19 protein-coding genes are annotated in these 22,577 nt (G+C 50.0%); 5 read left to right on the top strand and 14 right to left on the bottom strand.

Annotated elements, in window-relative coordinates; genetic code table 11:
* Window positions 1-14: 14 nt before the first annotated feature.
* Window positions 15-869 carry a mechanosensitive ion channel family protein gene (locus H6585_09875; protein MCB9448639.1) on the top strand — a complete coding sequence of 285 codons (855 nt, stop codon included), beginning with the start codon at window positions 15-17 and terminating at the stop codon, window positions 867-869.
* Window positions 870-882: 13 nt separating this feature from the next.
* On the opposite strand, the gene H6585_09870 is transcribed toward H6585_09875, so the two are convergent.
* Together H6585_09870 and H6585_09865 are read right to left on the bottom strand one after the other, a co-directional pair.
* Window positions 883-1,704, bottom strand: a complete 822-nt coding sequence (locus tag H6585_09870) for a universal stress protein (protein ID MCB9448638.1) — start codon at window positions 1,702-1,704, stop codon at window positions 883-885.
* 90 nt (window positions 1,705-1,794) lie between these two features.
* Window positions 1,795-3,183, bottom strand: coding sequence for a hypothetical protein (locus H6585_09865; protein ID MCB9448637.1), 1,389 nt, complete (start codon window positions 3,181-3,183; stop codon window positions 1,795-1,797).
* A gap of 140 nt (window positions 3,184-3,323) precedes the next feature.
* Here H6585_09865 and H6585_09860 point away from each other — a divergent pair, with 140 nt between their 5' ends.
* Window positions 3,324-4,187, top strand: a complete 864-nt coding sequence (locus H6585_09860) for a hypothetical protein (GenBank protein MCB9448636.1) — start codon at window positions 3,324-3,326, stop codon at window positions 4,185-4,187.
* Here H6585_09860 and H6585_09855 read toward each other — a convergent pair whose 3' ends face one another.
* From H6585_09855 to H6585_09845, 3 genes are read right to left on the bottom strand one after another with little or no spacing between them, the layout of a single operon-like run.
* Complete coding sequence (locus H6585_09855) at window positions 4,188-4,622, bottom strand: SRPBCC domain-containing protein (protein ID MCB9448635.1); 435 nt, start codon at window positions 4,620-4,622, stop codon at window positions 4,188-4,190. It abuts the gene before it with no gap.
* Between the two features lie 53 nt (window positions 4,623-4,675).
* Window positions 4,676-5,050, bottom strand: a complete 375-nt coding sequence (locus H6585_09850; protein ID MCB9448634.1) for a hypothetical protein — start codon at window positions 5,048-5,050, stop codon at window positions 4,676-4,678.
* 12 nt (window positions 5,051-5,062) lie between these two features.
* Window positions 5,063-5,578 (bottom strand): nuclear transport factor 2 family protein, encoded by a 516-nt coding sequence (locus H6585_09845; GenBank protein MCB9448633.1) that lies wholly within the window; start codon window positions 5,576-5,578, stop codon window positions 5,063-5,065.
* Between the two features lie 206 nt (window positions 5,579-5,784).
* Here H6585_09845 and H6585_09840 point away from each other — a divergent pair, with 206 nt between their 5' ends.
* Window positions 5,785-6,297 carry a hypothetical protein gene (locus H6585_09840; GenBank protein MCB9448632.1) on the top strand — a complete coding sequence of 171 codons (513 nt, stop codon included), beginning with the start codon at window positions 5,785-5,787 and terminating at the stop codon, window positions 6,295-6,297.
* 27 nt (window positions 6,298-6,324) lie between these two features.
* On the opposite strand, the gene H6585_09835 is transcribed toward H6585_09840, so the two are convergent.
* From H6585_09835 to pfkA, 5 genes are all read right to left on the bottom strand, one after another.
* On the bottom strand, window positions 6,325-6,849 hold the full coding sequence (locus H6585_09835) for a GNAT family N-acetyltransferase (GenBank protein ID MCB9448631.1): 525 nt from the start codon (window positions 6,847-6,849) through the stop codon (window positions 6,325-6,327).
* A gap of 39 nt (window positions 6,850-6,888) precedes the next feature.
* Window positions 6,889-7,269, bottom strand: a complete 381-nt coding sequence (locus H6585_09830) for a group III truncated hemoglobin (protein ID MCB9448630.1) — start codon at window positions 7,267-7,269, stop codon at window positions 6,889-6,891.
* An 81-nt stretch (window positions 7,270-7,350) separates the two neighbouring features.
* Window positions 7,351-7,695: a DUF1801 domain-containing protein gene (locus tag H6585_09825; protein ID MCB9448629.1), complete on the bottom strand. Its 345-nt coding sequence runs from the start codon at window positions 7,693-7,695 to the stop codon at window positions 7,351-7,353.
* Window positions 7,696-7,726: 31 nt separating this feature from the next.
* A complete protein-coding gene (gene priA, locus H6585_09820) occupies window positions 7,727-10,195 on the bottom strand; it encodes a primosomal protein N' (protein ID MCB9448628.1) in 2,469 nt (822 codons plus the stop codon).
* On the bottom strand, window positions 10,195-11,166 hold the full coding sequence (pfkA, locus tag H6585_09815) for a 6-phosphofructokinase (protein MCB9448627.1): 972 nt from the start codon (window positions 11,164-11,166) through the stop codon (window positions 10,195-10,197). Before pfkA ends, priA begins: the two co-directional genes overlap by 1 nt.
* A gap of 915 nt (window positions 11,167-12,081) precedes the next feature.
* Between pfkA and H6585_09810 the strand changes: the two genes are divergently transcribed.
* Window positions 12,082-13,137, top strand: coding sequence for an NAD-dependent epimerase/dehydratase family protein (locus H6585_09810; protein MCB9448626.1), 1,056 nt, complete (start codon window positions 12,082-12,084; stop codon window positions 13,135-13,137).
* 3 nt (window positions 13,138-13,140) lie between these two features.
* Window positions 13,141-14,412: a glycosyltransferase gene (locus tag H6585_09805; GenBank protein MCB9448625.1), complete on the top strand. Its 1,272-nt coding sequence runs from the start codon at window positions 13,141-13,143 to the stop codon at window positions 14,410-14,412.
* Between the two features lie 21 nt (window positions 14,413-14,433).
* Here H6585_09805 and H6585_09800 read toward each other — a convergent pair whose 3' ends face one another.
* The 4 genes from H6585_09800 to H6585_09785 all read right to left on the bottom strand — a co-directional run bounded on the left by H6585_09800 (window position 14,434) and on the right by H6585_09785 (window position 22,492).
* On the bottom strand, window positions 14,434-15,198 hold the full coding sequence (locus tag H6585_09800; protein ID MCB9448624.1) for a response regulator transcription factor: 765 nt from the start codon (window positions 15,196-15,198) through the stop codon (window positions 14,434-14,436).
* A gap of 217 nt (window positions 15,199-15,415) precedes the next feature.
* Entirely contained in the window at window positions 15,416-15,853 is a 438-nt protein-coding gene (locus H6585_09795) for a hypothetical protein (protein ID MCB9448623.1), read from the bottom strand.
* Between the two features lie 3 nt (window positions 15,854-15,856).
* A complete protein-coding gene (locus H6585_09790) occupies window positions 15,857-21,835 on the bottom strand; it encodes a VCBS repeat-containing protein (GenBank protein ID MCB9448622.1) in 5,979 nt (1,992 codons plus the stop codon).
* Window positions 21,836-21,943: 108 nt separating this feature from the next.
* On the bottom strand, window positions 21,944-22,492 hold the full coding sequence (locus H6585_09785; GenBank protein ID MCB9448621.1) for a T9SS type A sorting domain-containing protein: 549 nt from the start codon (window positions 22,490-22,492) through the stop codon (window positions 21,944-21,946).
* Window positions 22,493-22,577: the final 85 nt, after the last annotated feature.

The raw sequence follows: 22,577 nt of genomic DNA, 5'->3' as shown, positions 1-22,577 counted from the left end.
TTTATTTTTGGTTCATGGGTTGGTTACATGAAATGCACCTTGAGGTCAGGCACTTGGTTACGATCGGATCGATCATCCTGGCGGCCATCATCATTACGCGCATCACGCGCTGGCTGATCAGCCGGTTTGTGCGGGCATCGGCCGCTCATCTGAAGATTGATGCCACACGTTATCGTTTCTTCAGCAATGCGATGACGCTGGTGATCTATTCCACCGCCTTCTTTCTGGTGATTTACACCATTCCCTCGTTGCGTTCCCTGGCACTTACATTGTTCGCCGGTGCCGGTATCTTGGTGGCGATCGTGGGTTTTGCCGCACAACAAGCTTTTGCCAACATTGTAAGCGGTGTATTTCTTGTCATCTCCAGGCCCTACCGCGTGGGAGATCTTATCAAAGTAAAAGACACCCTGATGGGACACGTGGAAGACATCACCCTTCGTCACACGGTGATCCGCGACTTCGAGAACAAGCGCATCATCATCCCGAATTCCACGATGAACAGTGAAACAATCATCAACAGTGACATCAGTGATCCGAGGGTATGTGAATTTTTGAATTTCGGAATCAGTTACGACAGCGACATCGACCTGGCCTTTTCCATCATTCGCAGGGAAGTCATGGCCCATCCACTGTGGATTGACGGCCGCACGCCGCAGGAGAAAGCAAACGGTGAAGAACCCGTGGATGTGCGTGTGGTTGGCTTCGGCGACTCATCGGTGAACATACGCGGCTATGCATGGGCACCCTCCGCCCCGGAAGGCCGCAACATGCGTATGGACCTGTTCAAGTCCATCAAGGAGGCGTTCGACAGGGAGGGCATAGAAATTCCATTCCCTTACCGGACCATCGTTTACAAGAAAGACATCTAGAAAAAAGCTGACGTCAGGCGTTGTGCATGATCATCAGCGGCAGGTGTGCATGCTGCACCATTTCCTTGGTATCGCTATGATGAAACATCCTGCGGAAGAAGCCACCTTCACCGGCAGTCATCGCGATCATATCAGGTTTGTGCTCACTCGCCAGTGTCTCCAGTCCATCCGTTACATCCGCGGCACGGATCACATGGATGCTATGCGGTAAGGATGCCAGTGCCGCTTCCCACTTCCCCTTGTTCTCGCCGGCTTCGGCTGACAACTCACCTGTTTCGGATACATACACGATCATCAGTTCTGCGCCATGTGTTTTGCACAGGTCCAGCGTGGCGGCGGCAGCTCCCGGCTTGAAGGGTTCCCTGAAATCAACCGCCAGCAATACTTTTTTCAAGGGCTGAACACCTGCCTTCAACGGAACCGCGATCACAGGGATGTGCGCCGACTGGATCACGCGAACGGCATTGCTTCCCAGCAACACCTTGGAAACACCGCTGGCGCCTTTGGTGCCCATGATAATGAGATCGGCCTTTTCGTGGGCAATTACTTTTTCAAGTACCAGGGGAAGTTCGCCCTTTTGCACAACGGGGGTGAGGGGCAGCGTTTGCCCGGCATATTCTTTCTTCAACCACGCTTGCTCCATGTCCATTGCCTCCAGCGCATCTTTCTTGAGCACATCATCCAGGCTGATCATCATGGTGGTGTTGTGATGCTGCAGGTCGTATGCATGAAGCGCAATGTACCTCACATCTTGGGTGCCGTACAGGTTGATCGCATACCGGATGGCATTTTTCGATTCGTCGGAGAAGTCGGTCGGAAGCAGAATGGTTTTCATAAGGTTGGCATTAAAGGAACAGCCAAAGGTAGAAATTTTGCCGTGTACGCAAATGCTTTCATACGGCATGCCGCATGGTATAGACCAAGATCATTTCCGGTGCGACGAGTTGAACAACTGCGGCGTCCAGGTTGCCGTCAGATAGGCAAACCAGGGAAGTACTTCCGCATCACCGCCCCCGACTGCAGGTAACCGTGTGGTGGTGGCATTGGTGAACATGCACATCCAGGAAGCTTCCAGGGTGGTGAATGCATTCGCCTTGTATACCACCGCAAAGTCGTTCTCCCATCCCCACCACCGGTTGTAATCGGTCATCACCCCCTTGTCATTCATCGCGCGGTAATACCTTCCGTTGTTGGTGCCTAGCAGGTGGGAATCCCAGGAGAGTTTCACGCGATCATTCAGGGTGTATGCCTGTTTTATGTAGGGATTGATCAGACCCTGGTGGTTGGTGGTGGCCACCTGGGCGGCCGTGTAATCCATGTGCCCGTTGTGGCGATGGAAGGCGCCGTATTGGGCCAGGAAGGCGTGGGATGTGCCGTCGGCAGCATCGTCGTCACCGCTGAACACCTGGGCACCGACGGTCAGTTGGTAACGTTTGCATGGATAAACCGACAATTCAGGTTCGAGGTAGTATGCGCGCTGCAGGTCGCCGGTGGCCAATCTTCCATATTGATAATACGCCGCAAGTGTAACATCCGCTTTACGTGCAACTGTTTCCGCGTCTCCTTTCAGGTACATCCATAGGATGCGGCCACCACTTGTGTATTTAAAATGGGTTTTGTGCGGATCGGTGGCATCCTGATAGCCATCGGTGAAGTTGATGGTTGTGAGCTGCAGATTACGGATCCGGTAAAAGAGATAATGTGTGGCGAGTACCTTATAGTAAGCAAAGGAAGGGTCATACACCGTTCCGAAACTTCTTTGTGCGGTTTGGTTGAATGCACCGATGAGTTCCGTCTTCATCCGGTCGTTATCAAACATCAGCCGTACCGCGTCATGCTTGCTGGCTGCCTGTCGCCAGTTGTTGCGCGCAAACAACCGTTCGTTGTCGTACGTGATCTTCTGCCGGCCGATCCTGGCCGCCCAATTCCCCTTGCGGTTCAGCTTGGGTTGCACCCACGTCTCATACACCTGCAGCCAACCTTTGCCGGTACGCGGGTCTTCTTCTCCCCACACCCGGATGTCCTGTACGGATGAATGAAAGATAAAGTCCTTCCTTTCAAATGTCAGGTTGAGGCGTGCCCGCTGACTGATGTTCGCCCCGATGCGGGATGTATCCGACGGCATCCGGCGGTATCCGTAGCTGACTTCAGCCCGTGGCCTGAACTCGAGGTCCAGTGTAAGAACGCCCGGCGAGGTGGCAGTATCAACGGCTTGTGGTTCCTGAGCACCTGCTGTTTCGGCTGAGAGCGTGAACAGAACCCATCCCAAATTCATCACACAGGTCTTTACCTTTTCTTTTACAACTGACGACATAAGCTTGTTTTATCAAGCGTCAAATTTACATCAGCCCGGGCATCCCGTCAACCGGATGCGCGGAACCTCCCGGCACATCTGCTTTTTCTGTATGATTCAAACCTCTTATTTGCTACATTTGGGAACCAACCCCTATTGTGATGCAAAGACAAACAACAGCCTGGCTTACCCTGTGCCTGATGGGCGCAGTAACTTTCTCATCCGCTCAGAACGGATCCTCTTTTCAATCTCCACAGGTGAAACTGGTCTGGGAAACGAAGGCGGTTCTGAAAACCCCGGAATCGGTGCTGTATGATGAAACCGACAGTGTGCTGTTTGTTTCCAATATCAACGGGGATCCTTTACAGCATGACAAGAACGGATTCATTTCCATGATGTCACCGGATGGGGAGATGTTGAAGCTGAATTGGGCCACCGGCCTGGATGCGCCGAAAGGAATGGGGATTTCACAGGGAAAACTCTATGTGGCAGACATCGACATGTTGGTAGAGATCTCTATCCAGGACGGGAAGGTGTTGAGCAAATATCCGGCTGCCGGCGCCAAATTCCTGAATGACGTAACGGTGGATGAAGACGGCGTGGTGTACATCACCGACATGCAAACCAACCGCATTTACAGCTTCAAAGACGGAAAGCTCGACGTATGGCTGGAAGACGAAAGCCTCGACAAACCCAACGGCATCCTGGCGGAACATGGCCGACTGCTGGTGGGAACACGCAACAACATCCTGCTGATCCGTCTGGACTCAAAAGAAATCAAAGTACAGTTTTACGATACCGGAGGGATTGACGGACTGGTGTCTGCCGGCCGGGGAAATTACCTGACCACCGATTGGGCGGGCCTGACCCAGCAGGTGAACTTGCTGGAGGGTATTCAGAAACTCATTGACACCACACCGGATAAAATCAACGCCGCCGACCTGGAGTTCATCCAGTCGAAACGCCTGATGCTCATTCCCACATTCAACGACAACCGGGTGCGTGCCTATACGCTCGAGCAGTAATTAACTAACCGCTTCTTCGCACACCTTCTTCAGAGCGGCATTCATGTCATTGAACCCCTGCTCGGTTTTTTTGAGCATGCCGCCGAACAAGCCTACAAGCAGGCCGCTGAATTTCTCACCGTGGGTGACCGCCGTGCCATCGCCATTGCCTTCTAACAGGAAGTAATGTTCCCCGTCGAACAGGCCGGGAATAGCCAGCTGTCCTTTCCACCTGAGTTCGTGCCCTTCATTGAACACGAGGATGCGGGGATTGAACTTCATGGGCTTGGCTTCAGGCGGACTGATGTTGACCTCAAGCTGGGCACCGGTTCTTTTTTCTCCGGAAATGGAAATGATGAGCGGGTTCCAGGATGGGTAGGAGGCGAAATCGGTAAGCACCTTCCAAACTTTGTCAGCGGGAGCCTGGATGTTGATTTGTGTCTGAAGATGTTTCATGTTGTTTTTCTTGATGGTCACAAGGTATAAAAACCGGCAATGGCTTCCACGTGTCAGCCTTTCCCAGGATTCGATCTCATTACATAAAAGGCCGACACCGCCAGCAAGCTGAACACAATGGTAACAAACCAGCGAAGCACATTGATCTCCCCATCGGATGAAACCTTGATCAGCGTAATTGCGGCGATCATAAAGTGTGCAAAATTGGCCACGGAAATCGGGCGACCATATATCCCACCGATGGCTGCCGTGCGCGCCATGTAGTTGAGCATTGCAAATCCGAAGTGAGCGGCACCCAGTAATTTGAACGCAAGCGCATCGGAGCCACCTATGCCCAGGGCATGCATGGATTCATCCGGTATAAAGATCAGCACAATACCGGTGAGGGCCAGCACCAACGCCCAAACCGTCAATATCCATCTATTCATTCGCATATGAGACTAAGTTTCTTTGCTCACTTTATCGGTTGATTTCTCTATGGAGCTGGCGTGGTCCTGAACCACATACCACGCTCCGTCTATCTTCTGCAAGACATATGTCACGGTCATCCTGTTGTAGTAAGGCATGCCGTTGCGCTCCGGCTCACGGTACATTATCTCCGTTACCACCGATGTGAGTTTGGGTCCAACGATGGCATCGATAATCCGCGTTTCGAACGTCCAGGTGGTATCTGCAAACCATTTTTTATGAAAACTCATGAATGAATCCACCGACAGAATGACCTCTTCTCCGGGCAGGATCAGGCACATGTTACCGTCCGGAGACAGGGTGCTTTTCAGTTCATTCGTGTCCCTGTGAGTCACAGCATCCAGATGTTTGCGCATCACATCCAGCACAGCTGCGGATTCATTGAAACCGGCTTCCGTTTCCTCCAGGCCGGTCTTGGGAGCCGGTTGTGTATTGCAAGCCGAAAATAAGTGCGCGAAGAAAACAAGCATTAAAACCCGATTGATCATGTTCAACAGAGGTATAGGTTTCACACGGTGGTGAAAGGTATCGAATTCCTTTCAATCACATATTTTACCTATATTTTCACGTGCCTGTTCCCCGTTCATTTCCCCGTGAACTCAACCGGTCATATTTATAAATGCATTTGCATTCCGTGCATGCACGTTGAAATAAAACGAAAAACGTTCCTAATTTTGAGGATAAATTCATTTTCATGAAAATCCAGCCCATTGTAGCATTCGTTGTTCTGTCCCTCATGTTATTCAGTTGTGACAAGGACTGTGTCAACCCCAGCGTAAATGGCCTGAGGCCAGGAAAAGTTTATGCAACAGTTAAGAATGCACGTACTTTTCCAGACAAGAATGGTTATCACCTGAATGAATATTTCATCAAGGCCAAATCCAAGAACAGTTATACGATCCGTGACCAGGCCGCTTGGGACAGCATCATTCTATCCCCCAACAATCCTGTGGGAAAGCTTGATTTCAACAGGCATTTTGTCATGGCACACAAAGAACACCTGGTACCTCACAGCAAGCTTATTATCAAAACCGGTGTGTATGCAGATACACATACGAACACGTTGAAGGTAATGGCACGGTATGCCCTTCATGGCACCTGTGAAAGTTATGGCACTTATCCCAGCGATATGACCATAATAGCAGTGATACCGATCGCCTACAAGAACTATACACTCAACTACGATATCAAGTGTGTGAATCCCTGAGGTGCATGGGTCCTGACCACCCCAGCCTTATTCGGATGCGGTCATTTCCCATTCATACAGCATCAGTTCTTCCGTATCGTTGGGTATCCTTACCGTTTTTATGAATGTCAGCCCGATGCGTTCCAACAGTTTCCGCGAAGCTGTATTTTCTTCAAGGGTGATGGCGCTCAACTTGCGAATGCCCAGCTGCTCCACTGCCACCTGTTTTAGTTTGGCAACACCCTCAAAAGCATAACCCATTTTTTCGAATTGCGTCAGAAATGCGAACCCGATATCGAGGCCTTCGATGCCTTCCCTGTCGTAAAGACCGCATGAACCGATCTTCGCCTGGTCTTCCTTCCTGATCACCGTAAAGCTGCCGTAGCCGAGTCGTTCCTGCTGCGGGGTCACTTTCGCACGGATGTATGCCAATGCATCTTCCAGGGTATGCACATTGCGGTCACCGATGTATTGAATCCACTTGGGCATGTTCATGAGTTCGATCAGGAAATCCGCATCGGCTTCCGAGGTGGGGCTGAGGATCAACCTATCCGTTTCAAATGATTCAAGCATGAAGTTTGTGGTTTCTGGTTTCTTGTTTGTGGTTAGCTCTCAGTTGCGAGCGGCCTGGCGGATTTTAACCATCATGAGTCCACCTATTTGCCTGGCCTTGCTGATGGCTTCGCCGGCTTTCTCCCCGTGAAAATGCTCGTTCACCGTTTCTTCCCACAGGGCAAACCAACACTCAAAATGCTCCGGTTTCAATGCTTTTTTACGGTTCAGGTCGATGTGTTTGATCATGGGATTTCCATTGTACACGGTATGCTTCAGTAGCATCGACTCCCAGAAATCATACATGATGGGGATATGCAGGTTCCAGTCGAGCTTCACCACCTTTGTAAAAAAGTCACCAATTCGTTCGTCCGTGATGACCTTCTTGTAAAAGGCATCCACAAGGATTTCAATGTCTTTTCTGGTTTCGATGTCGGGCATGGTTTCCATGTTCGTTTTTTGTGGTTTGCGGTTCACCTTAAAAGCAACAACTAATAACTAATAACCATTAACCAACAACCTCTAACCACAAACTTCTTTGAGTCTGAACTTCACCATATCGGTTATCAACTTTTCGGGCAACAACCGATCCAGCGGAAACTGAACAGCGCCTTTGGAGTTCTTATATTTTGAGATCTCCTTTTTGAAAGCAGCGATACCGGAAGCGGTCGGATAGAACCCTATGTGCTCTTTATATCCGGCGAAATATACCAGTACCTTCTTTTGTTTGAAGGCCGGCATGCCATAGCTGATCACCTCCTGCGCATCGGGGGCTGCTTTCCGGATGATGCCGCGTACCTGCTTTAACAAGCTTTGTGTGGTTTCCGGAAAACCTGCGATGTATGCATCTATTTGTTCCGATTCCATGAGGATTGTGTTTTGTTCACCAAGTTACAGATTACACCGGATCCACATCCACCGCCACACGGATGCGTTTGAATTCTTTTTCTGCAGCATAGGCCTCAAGTGTTTCAGCCAATACGTGCTTTGCTTTTTGAAGCGGCAGGTCTTTCCCGAACTTCAGCAGGATGTGTTGCAAGTAAAAATTGCGAATGCGCGCGATGGGTGGCGCTTCGGGGCCGAGAACCCGTTGTCCGAATCGCTGTCTGAGCTGTTGTCCGAGAGCCGTAGCAGCCACCAGCAAGGCATCTGCATCGCGGTAGCGGAGGGTGATCCGGACCAACCGGGTGAAGGGGGGGTATCCGAATTGTTGCCTTTCTTTCAACTCCGTTTCAACCATGCCTGCATAGTCATTGGTCATCACTTGTCGGATGATGGGATGTTCGGGGGTACGGGTCTGTATCATCACCCTTCCCTGCTTTTCCCTGCGACCGGCCCGGCCTGCTACCTGCACCATCAGCTGGAAGGCACGTTCGTAAGCCCTGAATTCAGGTACATGCAACATGTGATCTGCATTCAGGATGCCAACCAATCCGACATGATCGAAGTGCAATCCTTTGGTCACCATTTGCGTACCTACCAGGATATCCACTTCCCGGTTTTCGAAAGCGCGGATGATATTGCGGTGTCCGTGTTTGGTTCGGGTACTATCTAGGTCCATCCGCATCACCCGGGCGTGCGGGAAGAGCAACGTGAGCTCTTCCTCAACCTTCTCGGTTCCGAGTCCGCATGTTTGCAAAGACGCCCCGTGACAGGAAGGACACCTCGCGGCCACATCCGTACTGTATCCGCAGTAATGGCAACGCATCTGGTGGGCATGTTTGTGGTAGGTCAGACTCACATCGCAATGGAGGCATTGAGGCACCCAGCCACATACCTGGCATTCGATGAAGGGAGAAAAACCTCTTCTGTTCTGGAACAGGATGATCTGTTCTTTGGCAGCCAGTGTGTCATCCATTGCCTGTTTCAATTGTGCGGTGAACGACCCGTGCATTTGCTTTTTCTTTTGCGCCTCCGCAAGGTCAGCCACTTCCATTGCCGGAAGCACTGAATCACCGAAACGCCGGTTGAGCTCCACCCGACCGAACTTTCCCGTGAGGGCATTCTGGTGTGACTCAAGTGATGGGGTTGCCGAACCGAGAATGGCATGTGCCCCATGGAGATGAGCCAGCACGAGGGAAGCATCCCTTGCGTGATAGCGGGGTGCGGGATCATATTGTTTGAAACTGGTTTCGTGTTCTTCATCCACAATCACCAACCCCAGGTTACGAAACGGCAGGAACAAAGCCGAACGTGCCCCCAGCATGACGCCGGTCTTTTCGTCCAGTAACTTCTTCCAGGCTTCCATGCGCTCGTGTTCATTCAAACGGGAATGATACACGGCAACGGCTTCTCCGAAATGTTGCTCCAGGCGTTGGATGATTTGGGATGTGAGTGCGATCTCCGGAAGGATATAAAGCACCTGCTTACCTTCAGCAAGTGTTTCCCGGATAAGTTGAACATAGATTTCGGTCTTACCCGAACCGGTGATGCCATGAAGCAGCACAGGTTTGTTTTCCGCAAAAAAGGACTTCACCTCTTCCACCTTTTGCTGTTGCAATTCAGACAACCGGAGTTCTGTACCGGGATCTCCGCCATGCCCTTTGATGCGATCTTCCTGCACGCGTACGATCTCAAGTATACCCTTATCGGTCAAGCCACTCAGCACAGCGGCGGAACCTCCGCAGCGTTCGAGGAGCTGTTTTTTATGAATGAGTCCTTCTCCGGCTTCCTGATCCCTGGCTTTCAGGTCAAGAAAAGCCAACAACATCTCCTCCTGCCTGGGGGCTTTTGACAACTGGGAGAATGCCCCCGACAGCGCTTCCTCCTTCTGCATAACGGATGTCAACCGCACGAAGTCGACCCATTTGGGTTTATAGGAATCTTTGAGTTCTTCTTCGAGCATCACGGCCCCTTTTTGGAGCATGGAACGCAGCAGCGGATGAACCGATTTCCGTCCCAGGATGGCCTGCACTTCCGACAGGGGAAGCACCTGATTGTGCTGCAAAGCTTCAAACACCAGGAACTCGTCATCGGTTAGCGTGCTGTCTTCAACCGGCACTGCGGGAAGACAAATGCGTGTTTCACTGGAAAGGCGTAATGCGGGAGGAAGTGCCGCTGCCATCACCTCACCCGGATGGCACATATAATAGGTAGAGATCCAATCCCAGAACTGCATCTGAACCGGTACAACCGGGGGCGGCTCATCCACCACTTCCAGGATGTACTTGGCCTGGTAACCACGGGGCGGGTTGTGGTGTGTTTCCCGCACGATACCCGTATACCTTTTCCTCCTCCCGAACTGCACAACCACCCGGCTGCCGGGATGAACCCGACTCTCCCATTCTTCCGGAACGAAGTAGGTGAAGCTGCCCGGCAAGGCAAGAGGCAGCAATACCTCCGCGTATGTATCCCTGGAAGACGACATCAGATCACCATGGTCTCGGCCAGTTTCAGCAGGCCAGGATTCAGCGAGAGGTTGTGTTTAACCGCACTCTCGAAGGGTGTGAGTGTGATGTCGCGGTGGCGGAGCCCCACCATGACTGTGTGCTTATCTTCAAGCAGTGTTTCCACAGCCGCCATCCCCAGGCGGGAAGCAAGAACACGATCCATGCAACTGGGGTTGCCGCCGCGTTGCAGGTGACCCAGGATGGAGATGCGCATTTCCTTTTCCGGGAATCTTTTTTGGAGTTCCGCGTGCACTTCCATGGCGCCTCCGAACTCATCACCTTCCGCCACGATCAGGATGCTGGATGAGCGTTCGCGTGCCCAGCTTCTTTGCAGCTGCTTCGCCACATAGTTCATATCGGTCTGGGTTTCGGGAACAAAAATAGCGTCGGCTCCACTGGCGATCCCGGAGCGAAGGGCAATAAAACCTGCATCACGTCCCATGACCTCCACGATAAACAAGCGGTTATGGGATGTGGCCGTATCGCGGATTTTATCCACCGCTTCCACCACCGTATTGATGGCGGTATCATAGCCGATGGTAAAATCGGTACCGTACAAGTCATTATCAATGGTGCATGGGATGCCTACAAAAGGCACACCATGTTCGCTGGTGAAAACTGAAGCTCCATGGAAGGTTCCATCTCCCCCCATCGCAACAACACCTTCTATGCCGTACTTCTGCAAGGCATTCATGGCTTTTTGCCGTCCTTCCTTTGTGAGGAATTCTGCACTCCGGGACGATTTCAGGATGGTCCCCCCACGCTGGATGATGTTGGATACCGAAGCAGAATACAGGGGTACGATGTCTCCTTCTATCATGCCCTGATAGCCACGATAGATTCCGAAGACTTCCAGTCCGTGGTGCAATCCGGTGCGAACCACTGCACGGATGCAGGCATTCATACCGGGCGCATCCCCACCTGAGGTAAAAATCGCAATGCGTTTCATCGATGTTACAATGTTACGTGGTGATGATTGCGTGAAGGTACGAATGTTCGACGTGAGACATGTGACAATAGATGTTAGACTTTGGACTTGCCAATGACTCCCTTCGGTCGTGCAAATATGCTGCGCCGTAAGTTACTCCCTTCGGTCGTGTCAATTGGCTGCGCCGTAAATAGCTCCCGATGGTCGCGTCAATGACATCCGACCAACCATTGACCAAATCTTCATATTCCAGCGCCCGATCGCCAACTTACGACCGCAACTTGAGACTAAAAAAAAACCCTTCAGAGCAAGCCCTGAAGGGGTACAGAAACGACTCTTCTCCCGTAAGTCATCTCTGTTTTTGCCTTTGGTCTGCACATTCCTTAGTCAGGTTGGTGCGAACCAAATACTCATCAGCAATAGACACACGCTTGCTGAGTGGCAATCCAAAATAAGATATAAGTTAAAGTCGGCTCAGCAAATATAAGATTTGGCTGCTGAGAAAAAAATTCCTGGGTAAAAAAATTATAGTCGGGTTATTCTGCGGCCTCACACCCCCGTTTGCCACGAATATTTGGCGGCAAACGGCGAATTTACAACGGCAGGTTTCAATTCTTCATTCAGCCCATTCAGCTTGTGATCATTGTTTCTATTTGTACAGGAGATCGGTTGCCTACCGGTCTACCTGAGTTAGAAACTGCGGCAAACGATGTGGATATCCGAAGCCATTGAATTACCGGAATCTGCGTTGCCTCTGTTGCCCAGTCCAGGCCGGTGATTTTCCATACGATCCCGGCCTTTTTTCATGGCAAGAACTTAAGCATGACCCCACGCTTTCCTGTCCGTTAAGAAGCACACATTTCCGGCAGGAAGCTGCACGGGTCTAGCAGGTTTTCCTTACTTTAGCCACCTGTAAAAACAGTAGCTCCTGATCCGATGAAAAATCATCTTATCTCCGGCGGATGTGGCTTTGTAGGCCGCAACATGGTCAAACGCCTGTACAATACCACGAAAGACCGCATTGTATTCGTGGATGATCTCTCTGTGGGTACGGCCCCGGAAACCTGGCTGAATGAACCCTTGGTGAAGGAACACAACGGGCTCAAGATCTACGGGAAAGACGAACGCCTGCTGTTCATCGAAGGGGATTTCAGGAAAGTGGTTCGCCATATGACCGATGACAACGATTGGTTTTCCAAAACGTATGGCATCGATGTCAAGCGCTTCGCAGATGTATTCCACTTTGCAGCCATTGTAGGCGGACGGGCCATGATTGATGGAGACCCCATGAAGGTGGCCCTGGACCTGTCTATCGATGCAGAATTCTTCTACTGGATCACGCGGCACAAACCCGAGCGCGTGATGTATCCGAGTTCCAGCGCCGCCTACCCCATCAGCAAACAAACCGAATCGAATGCCATCCAATTGCGGGAAAGCGACATTGACTTTTCCAACATGGGCCAGCCTGACATGACCTATGGGTGGACCAAACTGACCGGTGAATTCCTGGCCAAGATTGCAGCCGAACATTATGGTGTGAAAGTGACTTGCATCCGTCCGTTCAGCGGCTATGGTGAAGATCAGGACTACTCCTACCCCGTACCCGCTATTGCACGTCGCGCCATTTATAAAGAGAGCCCCTTTGAAGTATGGGGATCCGGCTACCAGGGACGCGACTTCGTGCACATCGATGACGTCCTGGATTGCACCCTGCTGGCAATGGATAAAATTCATGACGGCACCGCCATCAATATTGGCATGGGCCGGCTCACCAACTTCCGTGAGATCATCGGCATCTTCTGCAAATTCGCAGGCTACGACCCGGAGATCAAACCCCTGCTCGACAAACCGGTGGGTGTCCACTCACGGTATTGTAGCATCGACTTTGTAAAAGAGCACCTCGGATGGGAGCCGAAGATTTCGCTGGAAGCAGGACTGAAACGGGTGTACGATGCCGTAATGGCAAAGGAAAAAGCAACGCAGAAGGCATAGCGAATGGCAACCGTGGTTTGCTTCGGTCCCGGACCAGCGTTCAAAGGCGGGCTTTCCAATTACAATACATCCCTGGCCAAAACACTGGCCGGATTCAAGGATGTTCAGGTGCACATCGTGTCCTGGACCCAGCAATACCCGAGTATCGTTCCCAGGGAATTCAAAGACAAGGTGAGCAAGCAGGATCTGCTGGAGGGCACACAAATCCCTTGCACCTACATCACAAACTACAACCGCCCGTCTACCTGGAAGGCTACTGCAAAACACATCGCTTCCCTGAAGCCGGATAAAGTGATCTTCCAGTGGTCAATTGCCCTGCAAGGCCTGCCCATCAGCCGCATCATCAAACGCCTGAAACAGCTGTGCAACTGTGAGGTCATTGTCGACCTGCATTTCGTGATCCAGAAGGAGAAAAGCAAGATTGACATGATGTTCACGCGCATGGGCATTACCAACGCCGATACCTACATCGTGCATGCATACAAGACGTTTGACGAACTGAAGCAGGTTTTTCCGAACAAAAAGTTTGCAATCAACGAAAGCGGTGAACGTACCAAAGAAGCCGGACATCAATCGGTGATCAAACTCTTTCATCCCATTTATGACCTGTATAAACCGGATCCGGCATTTGACATAGCCGCCTTCAAGGCACAGCATAACCTGAAAACACATGTGTTCCTGTTCTTCGGTTTCATTCGGAAATACAAGGGACTGCACAACGCCATCCGGGCATTCGACCTGGTGGCCAAAGAGCGTGATGATGTGAGCCTGCTGATTTGCGGTGAGTCGTTCTGGAATACACTCGACAACAAAAGTGCAGCCACCCGTGTAAAAAAGGCTTTGTTCGGTGTTGCCAAAAAGGTATTCCTGGGCAACAAGGAAGATGAAAAAGATTACAACCCGCTGGCATTAATTGAAGAATTGGGGTTGCAGGACAATGTGGCGGTGTTCAACAGGTTCATCCCGAATGAGGAAGTGCACTGCTTTTTCCAGGTGAGCGAATGTGTGGTTTTGTATTACCTCACGGCCACACCTTCGGGTATCGAATCACTCAGTTACAATTTTGACCTGCCTATCCTGGCTACCAAGGTGGGCCATTTCCCGGAAACAGTAAAAGACGGTGTGAATGGTTACCTGGCCGAAGCGGAAGACCTGCCTTCCATGGCTGCCACCATGAAGCGTTTCCTCGATCATCCTTTGCCTCCTTCCAACGTTGCACAGTTCAAAGACAACCTGAGCTGGCGCGTGTATGCAGAGGCCATCATGCATGCTTAAATCGTGAATGAAGTAAAGGAATCAGATGGACCGGGCCCGGTCTTTCATGATGCGCATGAAGTCGGATTGCTTTCTTGATGACAATTCCACCAGGCTTCCGTCTGACATCTGGATGGAGCCTCCATCGGTTTTCTTGTACGCCTTTATTTTATCCACTGCGATCAGGTGGGATTGATGGCACCGGAAGAAATTGTCGTTCAGAATTTCTTCAAACACCTTCAGGTTCTTTGACACCACGATCTTTTCCCCTCCGGACAAATAGAACGTGCTGTAGTTGCCGCTTCCTTCCACACGCACCAGGTTTTCAACTTCGATGAAATACAGGCCTTCCTGCGTGGCAAGGGTAAGCTTGGCAGGAAATTCGGCATTGATGTTTTCCAGAAGTATCTCGTCGTTGGGACTTATCGGTTTCTTGCCTGCCCGTGCAGCCTTTTGAACGGCAGACTCGAGTTCATCGATGTCAATGGGCTTGAGGAGGTAATCCGTGGCGCTGAATTTAAATGCCTTGACGGCGTAGTGGTCATGCGCGGTGGTGAACACCACGTGGAAATCTCTTTCCGGAAAAGCTTTCAGCACTTCAAATCCGTCTCCGTTGGGCATTTCCACATCCAGAAACACAAGGTCGGGGTGAACATCTTTGATCAGATTGATGCCGTCTTTGGCAGAATGTGCACTGCCGCAGCAGTCGACTTCCTTCACGTATTGGGTCAGCATTGATACCAAAACGGAGGTACTGTTGCGTTCGTCATCGATGACAACAGCCCTTAGCTTGTCAAGTTCTTTCATGCAGATCGGGTTACCGGGAATTCCATACCATTTGTTCGTACGCCTTACCGATAGGCGTCGAACAAATCTACGAATTCATGCATGAAATTATTGTGTTGGGCTGGGAGCGATGAAAGGATCAGAGATTATTAATCCGAGTATCTATTCAATCAAACGTGGCAACGACAAGGGACAGCCGAACTGAGTAGTCAACAAAGAATACCTCAAACGCAATTACTCATTGATGTACCATTCTATTTTGGAGCTCCTGAAGCTGTATCAAGCTCATATCATATCTATTGTAAGTTGAATTGGCATTTACAAAATCATCCCACCCTAGCGAATCCAACTGGTCCGCATCAAACACATACACACTTAATGGTTGATTGACTAAAATTTGTTCAAATAAACTTGATAGAGACGGACACGATACTATAATTGCCTCTTGGTTACCATCAACTTCTTTCAAAAAAGGTTTACGTATTGTCAAGATAGTATCCGGAAATACATTCAGACCATTATTATCCTCACCAATACCAGTCGTCACATAAACCCTATGATCCGATTTATTCTCCAACCATATATATTCCTTTCGCTCGTATATGTCATTTTCACATTTATCCAAGAACAAAAGTCCACCTAGAAAAAGCATACAAATTTTGAACTGAATCATCATGGTTTATGGCCAGTATCTCGGATTTTTATTATCATCCCATTCCACACCATATCTTTTATCGAAGTATTTGGCTGCTTTACGATTTGCTTGAAGCTCGTACCAGCGTGTTTCATGTTTTGAAATTGCATACGAGCCTCGGAATCCAACTATTGTAGCACAACTAGTTAAACAGCTAAGTCCACTGGGGATGGCAACAACGAAAGGATAAACTACGCCAAAAACCCTGCTTTGTAGTGTATGCCCAAACTCATGCATAAATATTTGATCGTCCGTACTCGCTTCCAAATTGGTTCCCATTATAAAACTTCCAAGGGTCATTCCACTCTGCCCTGGGTAGGCAGCATTTTGCCTATTTGCCAATGTGCTTCCTCCAAAATAATCGACATTATCCACTCCACCAAATGCATTACGAGTTTGAGCGAAAACATGTCCGAAAGCAGATTGGATAATTTCCCAACTAAAACGACTAACACCTTCAAGTGTTTGTCCTATAAAGTTTCTGTCAGAATCCAGATAAAAATTTCCCATGAAAATTTTGGCTGAATTTTCCAGTCTACTCCAATCTCCGGAAGATATACCCTTCACCAAACCACTTATCGCACTCACCGCTGTAAATACTCCGTAGGTAAGACCTGTGATTTGGATTGCAGTTCCCAAAATGGGGACTGTCAGTCCTGCTGCTATGCCAGTACCAAGCAAAAACCCAGCAGTTGCGCCAGCGGTAAATGCCTTTAAACCATCCCAGAAATTTTGTATCTCGCCATTTGACGCTTGAACGGCTAAGTTTCCAACTCCAAACACAGCAGCGGCTACTATGGGTATCATCCATACAAACTCCCCATCCGGGTCCGTGAATTTCAACGGATTGTTGTAAGCGTAGGCATACCTGTTGTAGGATTGCGTGAAGGTTTCCGACTGTATGAAATTATCCGGGCTCAGCATCCTTGCCACTTTCGGATCGTACAGGCGGCCGTTCATGTTGATGAGACCGAAACTCTGCAGGTGCTCATGACCCGTGTAACCACGGATGAGCCATTCCGGACGCGTGCCGGGATTTGAACCCGCCACCCACGTATCGGCACTTCGTGCATTGCCCCATGCATCAAACGTTTGCTCAAAGGTTTTCACACCCAAATTGTCATACACACCTGTGATGGATCCCAGATGATCCGTATGCAGGTAGTAGATTTTGTTCGCCCCGCCATTCTGTTTCACGTTAACAGCAACCACTCCTTCAACTCCCTTGATGTAGCTCAACTGATAGGTGTTGCTGCCCACCGTTACTTCTTCGTAATTGCCTTCATAGATTACCTTTTGCACGGTATTGCCATTCTGTTTCAGGTCCGACACCCTGCGTTGGCCATCGAATGCATACGTTAACGTAGCGGCATAGCTGCCCTCAGTAATAGCAGCCGGCTGACTGAACTGGTTGTAGGTGATGTTCTGCGGATCGGTGTACTGCTGAAACGGACCGGATATACTGGCCACAGCGTGGGCTTTCGGCCACACGTAGTTGTAAGTTCCGATATCCGATTTGCTCATGATGTTACCGCTGGGATAGTACAATTGGGTGAGCGTGAATGCACCGTTCAGTTTGGCGGTCTTCAGGCGATCCAGGTTGTCATAGGTGAACGACTCGGTCAGGCTTCTGAGGTTGTCTTTGCGATAGGTCAGGTTTCCGGTGAGCGCATCGAAACTATACTGCCAATCCATTTTGGTCACCAGCGTACTACCGCCGTTCTTTTCTTTCCGGAGAACACTTGCCGGAAGTCCGAGGTTGGTAAAGGTCTGGGTAAGCGTTCCTCCATTGCCCTGTGTGGAGGAAGTCACCTGCAGGCGTTCATTCATGGCATTGCATGTCCAGATGGGGTTATCGCCCAGCGTGGTAACCCGGTGAAGATATCCGTTGCTGTTATAGATATGGTACACACCAAAGCCACCCGGGAAAGTTTTCTGTGTCACCCGGTTCAGGTTATCGTATGCATAGGTGAATGTAAAGTTTCTGCCATCCACATTCTGCTCGGTTCTGGAACTCAACCGGCTTTTGTTGTCATATGCATACTCCGCATTGATCCCGTTGATTCCTGCAACGGTTCCCAGCAAACCTTTGCCGTTGGTTTTGTTGTCATAGGTATAGGTGGTGGTGCCGTCGGGACCGGTCTCGGTGGCTGTTCTGCCCAGCACGTCATAGGTAGTGGACCGCGTGATTCCCCTGGCATCCGTTTGGGTCTTGATCCGACCCAGTACGTCATAGGTGTATGAAGTGGAGCCGGCATCGGGATCATACATGGAGAGCTGTCGGCCATACGCATCATACGTCATGGTGATCTTGTTGGAAGTACCGGGGATGGATGTTTCCCTCGGGTTTCCGGAACTGTGGTACTTATAGCTCAGGATACCACCGTCATCGGTAGCGGTCACGAGGAGTCCGGCCGCATCCATGGTTTGGGTGGCCGTGCGTACGCTGGCGCCCGCCGTGGTGGTAGTGGTTGTGGTGTTCCCGTTATAAGCGTATGTGATAACGGTTCCCGATGGCAATGTCACACGCCACGGGCGTTTGGTATCCTGATCATACTCGTAGTGGGTATACAGATACGGATTGTTGGGTTCGGTCACATACCATAAGGTCCCGTCTGACCGATATGTGGTGTTCACGGCAATGGTGGTGCCGTCGAAGCCTGTGGTTTCTTTGCTCAGGGACCGGCCCAGCAAGTCAAAATACTCCTTTACCGTGGGCGCTCCCGGAGTTGAAGTCTGCACATAGTAAACAGCATAAGTCGGACCGGCTCCGTTGCTCCAGTTGCGAATGATGGTACTGGAAACACCTGTGGGTGAAGTAGTGGTGATCAACCTACCGAAATTGTCATACTCATAGTTGGTGATGTGGCCATTGATGTCGGTGCTTTGCAGCACATTGCCATACACTTCATCAATTACCCCTTCGGTATATTGTCCGAGCGGGTTGGTGGTTTTCACCACAAAGCGTTTGAGGTTGTCATACAGGTATGTGGTGGTGGCGGTGGTGATGCCGCTGCCGCTGACCTGCATGGATGTATAGTTCCCGCATGCATCCACCGTGTAGGTGGTGACTTCTCCGACATCCTTTGTAAACCGGACAGGGACACCGTATGCGTTATTCAATATGTCTGTGTATCGCGTGTATGCAGCTTCTCCTGCCCGGGTAGACGTGGTGGTCACTTTTTTCACGCTTGACGGGATCCATGAACCTTTCGTTTCATACAAACTGACAACCGTGTTGGTGCCTGACGTGTTGCTTGCGGTCTGACTTGTGACATTGCCGTATATGTCCTGCTGCACCGTTGTGGTGGTGGTGTTACCATGCAGGGCATCATTGGCGGTTACCTGGGATGCATAAACTGAGTAGCGTTTCCCGGTGTTGTCTGCCAAGGGCAGGTTGCTCCCTGTATTGAACACAAAACTGCCATAGGTTGTTTCGCTGAGCAGTTGTCCGGTTGTTAGCACACTTACTTTACCGGAAGTGGGCACGGCCTGGTAGAAATGGCTTGAAAGCCAGGACGGATCGTTGTTAAAGAATTGTTCTTTCCGTTTATTGCCCGCAACATCTTCCACACCCACATATCCGAAACCCAGGAATCCTTTCCCCTGTATGTGTGCTTTGGCTCCACCATATTTATAGCTTCGGATAAAATTCGCACCCGTTCCATTGTTCTGCTGCACGCTATAGGCCACAGTCAGCGCCTTCTGAAAATCATTCACCGGGTATGTGGCATCATTCTCTTTGGTATAATAGCCTGCAGATGCCATTTGCGGCAATGTCTTGTAGACAATTTGCGTGACATGGCCTAATCCATTTGCAATGGCCTGCACCTTGTGAATGTCCTTATTTGCTAAGAAGGTAAGCAATTTGGTGTTATCGGTAAAGTTGAGCCTACAAATCAAATCCACATGGCCATCCCCGTTAAAATCACCCATTGTGTTGCCTGCAATACTTGGCATTTGATACACACTGCTACTCCAGTCCGTAACAAAACCCTGACCCACGCTGTAATGCGTCTCAAACCATGTTAACCCTGTACATCCGCTGGCAGGACAATGCACCGACTTCAACAGCATATCGGACTTTCCGTCTCCGTTATAATCCGATACAATGTATTGTCGGTCTTGGTCAGTATCAGGGTTGCCATAGTTGGCAAAACCCGCACTTGAGACCTGGAATGTTTTTCCATCACCCGTGGAGTAGCCTACTTCCCAACCCACGCTTGATGACCAGGTCAATACATCGGTATTCCCGTCTCCATTGTAATCACCCGGGTATATTTTATGCCAACCTGTGGGATAACCTAACAAACCGGACGTGTTCAGAAAATCGGTTCCGTTATATTCCAATACAAAGGAATAGGAGGTACCTGCCTGGTTATTTGTATAACTTACCAACACTTCTTGCTTTCCATCGCCATTCAGATCGGTTGTGTTGAATTTCAATGTTTCATCACCCAAGTCGGAATTCATAACTATTTTACCGGTCTGGGTTCTGAATGAATAGAAGTAACCGAAATTGGCATCATAGAAATACAGGAACAAGTCGGTTGCGCCGTCCCCATCATAATCACCCAATAAGAAAGTTGCTTTATTGGTAAATGAAAATGACAACGGACTACCAAAGCCGTTGACTCCATTTGAAAAATATGCCTTAAAGACCGGATTGGTAACCTGCTGACCAGCTAAGTTTACACCCGTTCCGGAAAATGTTAAAAAATCATCAAATCCGTCGCCGTTCAAATCCAGGGAAACCTGGGTAACGTCCTTGCTCGCCAGAAAGGATGTAGTATTTGTTGTAGTGGTATATACTGGTGTTGTTGCAAGCGTCCCGTTATTGTTTTGGAACAATTCAATCTTATGACCACTCGGAACTGTTGAACTCATCCGAACCATATCTGAAAATCCGTCCCCATTATAATCCAGCGCATAGTATAATCCTGAACTGACAAGTGGTGCACCGGAATTAATCTCAGGGGCCAGATTGTAATTCTCATCATATGTAAAATGCGTCGGATTGAATGCCTCACCCATCGCCGCCCGTGTCACATCGGTCAGATGCGTACCCATGTTGTAGGAATAACTGAGGTCATACTGATATTTCAGAACAGAATGCACAGACACCTGGATGGCATTCAGTTGCACATTGTTTGTAATCTTGTGCCCGGCCACAAAGTACTCCTTGTTATCGGATGAATGTCTTGGGCCATACGCAAAGCTGATCCGGTTGAAATTGGCAGCGGAAATCCCTGCGGACGCATTTCCAGTATAATCTATATAAGCCGGCTGAAAAGAACCTGACGGGTTGTTCTCATTGTAGGCGTAGACCATATAGTTCCCGTTGGCATCGGTTACCTTGTTCAGCTGCCACGACATCACTTTTGTGCTGCCACTGGCTTCAATGCGGGAGTCGCTGGTGTTTCCGTATTCCAGCGTTTTTCCGTCTTTGGTTTGCACGATGAAGTAGTCGGGACCTGAACCATAGGAAGTGATTTTGGCAAAGGTTTCGGACTCCGTTGCGTACACCGTTCCGGAAGCGCCGTATGTACCGTTGGTAATAAGACGCTGCCCATCGAGCAAAAAGCGATCTGTTGTTGTCAGAGTGACAGGCTTGATGGTTCCGTCATAGTAGTTGTTCTGCCCTGTTCTGGTGATCGATGAAAATCCGCTCAGCGACCATCCGATGCCCAGCAATCCGTCTCCGCCTTGACTGCTGTATGTGATGGCCAGACCGGGTTCCATGCCATTGATTCCCGGAACAATGTCAATCGGCATGGTATACGTGGCCGCACCGCTCAGGCTTACATCCGCTGTCCCTGGTATGCTACCGAAAACGGTGGCATACATCACAGCATTTACGCCTGCAGCGCCGCCTTCCCGCATAGGGATCATTGCATTGGTCTCAACACGCAGCGCTTCCGGCAGAATGGCCTGGAAGGCGCTGTACGGATTTCCGTTTTTCATTGGCGGGTGAGCAATTCCTGCAACGCAGAGAATGGTTGCAAAACAGGAAATACCGGCAGATAGAAGAAAACGTTTCATCATCACAGTTGTATGAATGTATGAGGCTATTTATTTTTTGATCAACTGGAACACCTGGCTCAGGTCGCCGTTCACTACTTTGACGAAATACATACCCGGAGCAAGAGACTCCACATTGAAAGCGATCTCGGACTGTTCGGTCCGGAAGGAGTCGATTCGTTTACCTTTGATGTCGTACAGGTATACCTGGCTTTCGGGCGACTGAACCGATGCAGGCAGTTTCACGGCAAGGGTTACCTTTTCAGTTGCGGGGTTCGGATAGAGACACGCATCAATAACCGGGGTATCATCTGGCACTGTGGTTCCATCGCCTTTGCCAACGCCCGTTTCCATTTCATTGCTGCCCGAAACAATCTCTTCTGTATCCGGTATGTCCTGGTCCTTCTCAATCCTATTGATGGCTTCCAGCAGTGTATCGTTCACTTCGCGTTGTGCGCATGTCTGAATGGTCATCACACGTTGAATGCGGTTGCCTGCGGCATCATAAGTAAAGGTGGTGGTTTGGCACATCTGGGCCATGGCCATTCCTGACAAAAGACATATCACCGCTGTGAGTACTATACTTTTGATTAGCTTCATTTTGATTGGATTTACAGGTAGATATAAATTCATCTCATCCGTTTCGGGTAGACCGGCAACAACACTCGATGGCAACAAGCTGCCA

The organism is Flavobacteriales bacterium (assembly GCA_020635855.1).
GTDB lineage: Bacteria > Bacteroidota > Bacteroidia > JACJYZ01 > JACJYZ01 > JACJYZ01.
This window is presented reverse-complemented; position numbering and strand designations above follow the sequence as displayed.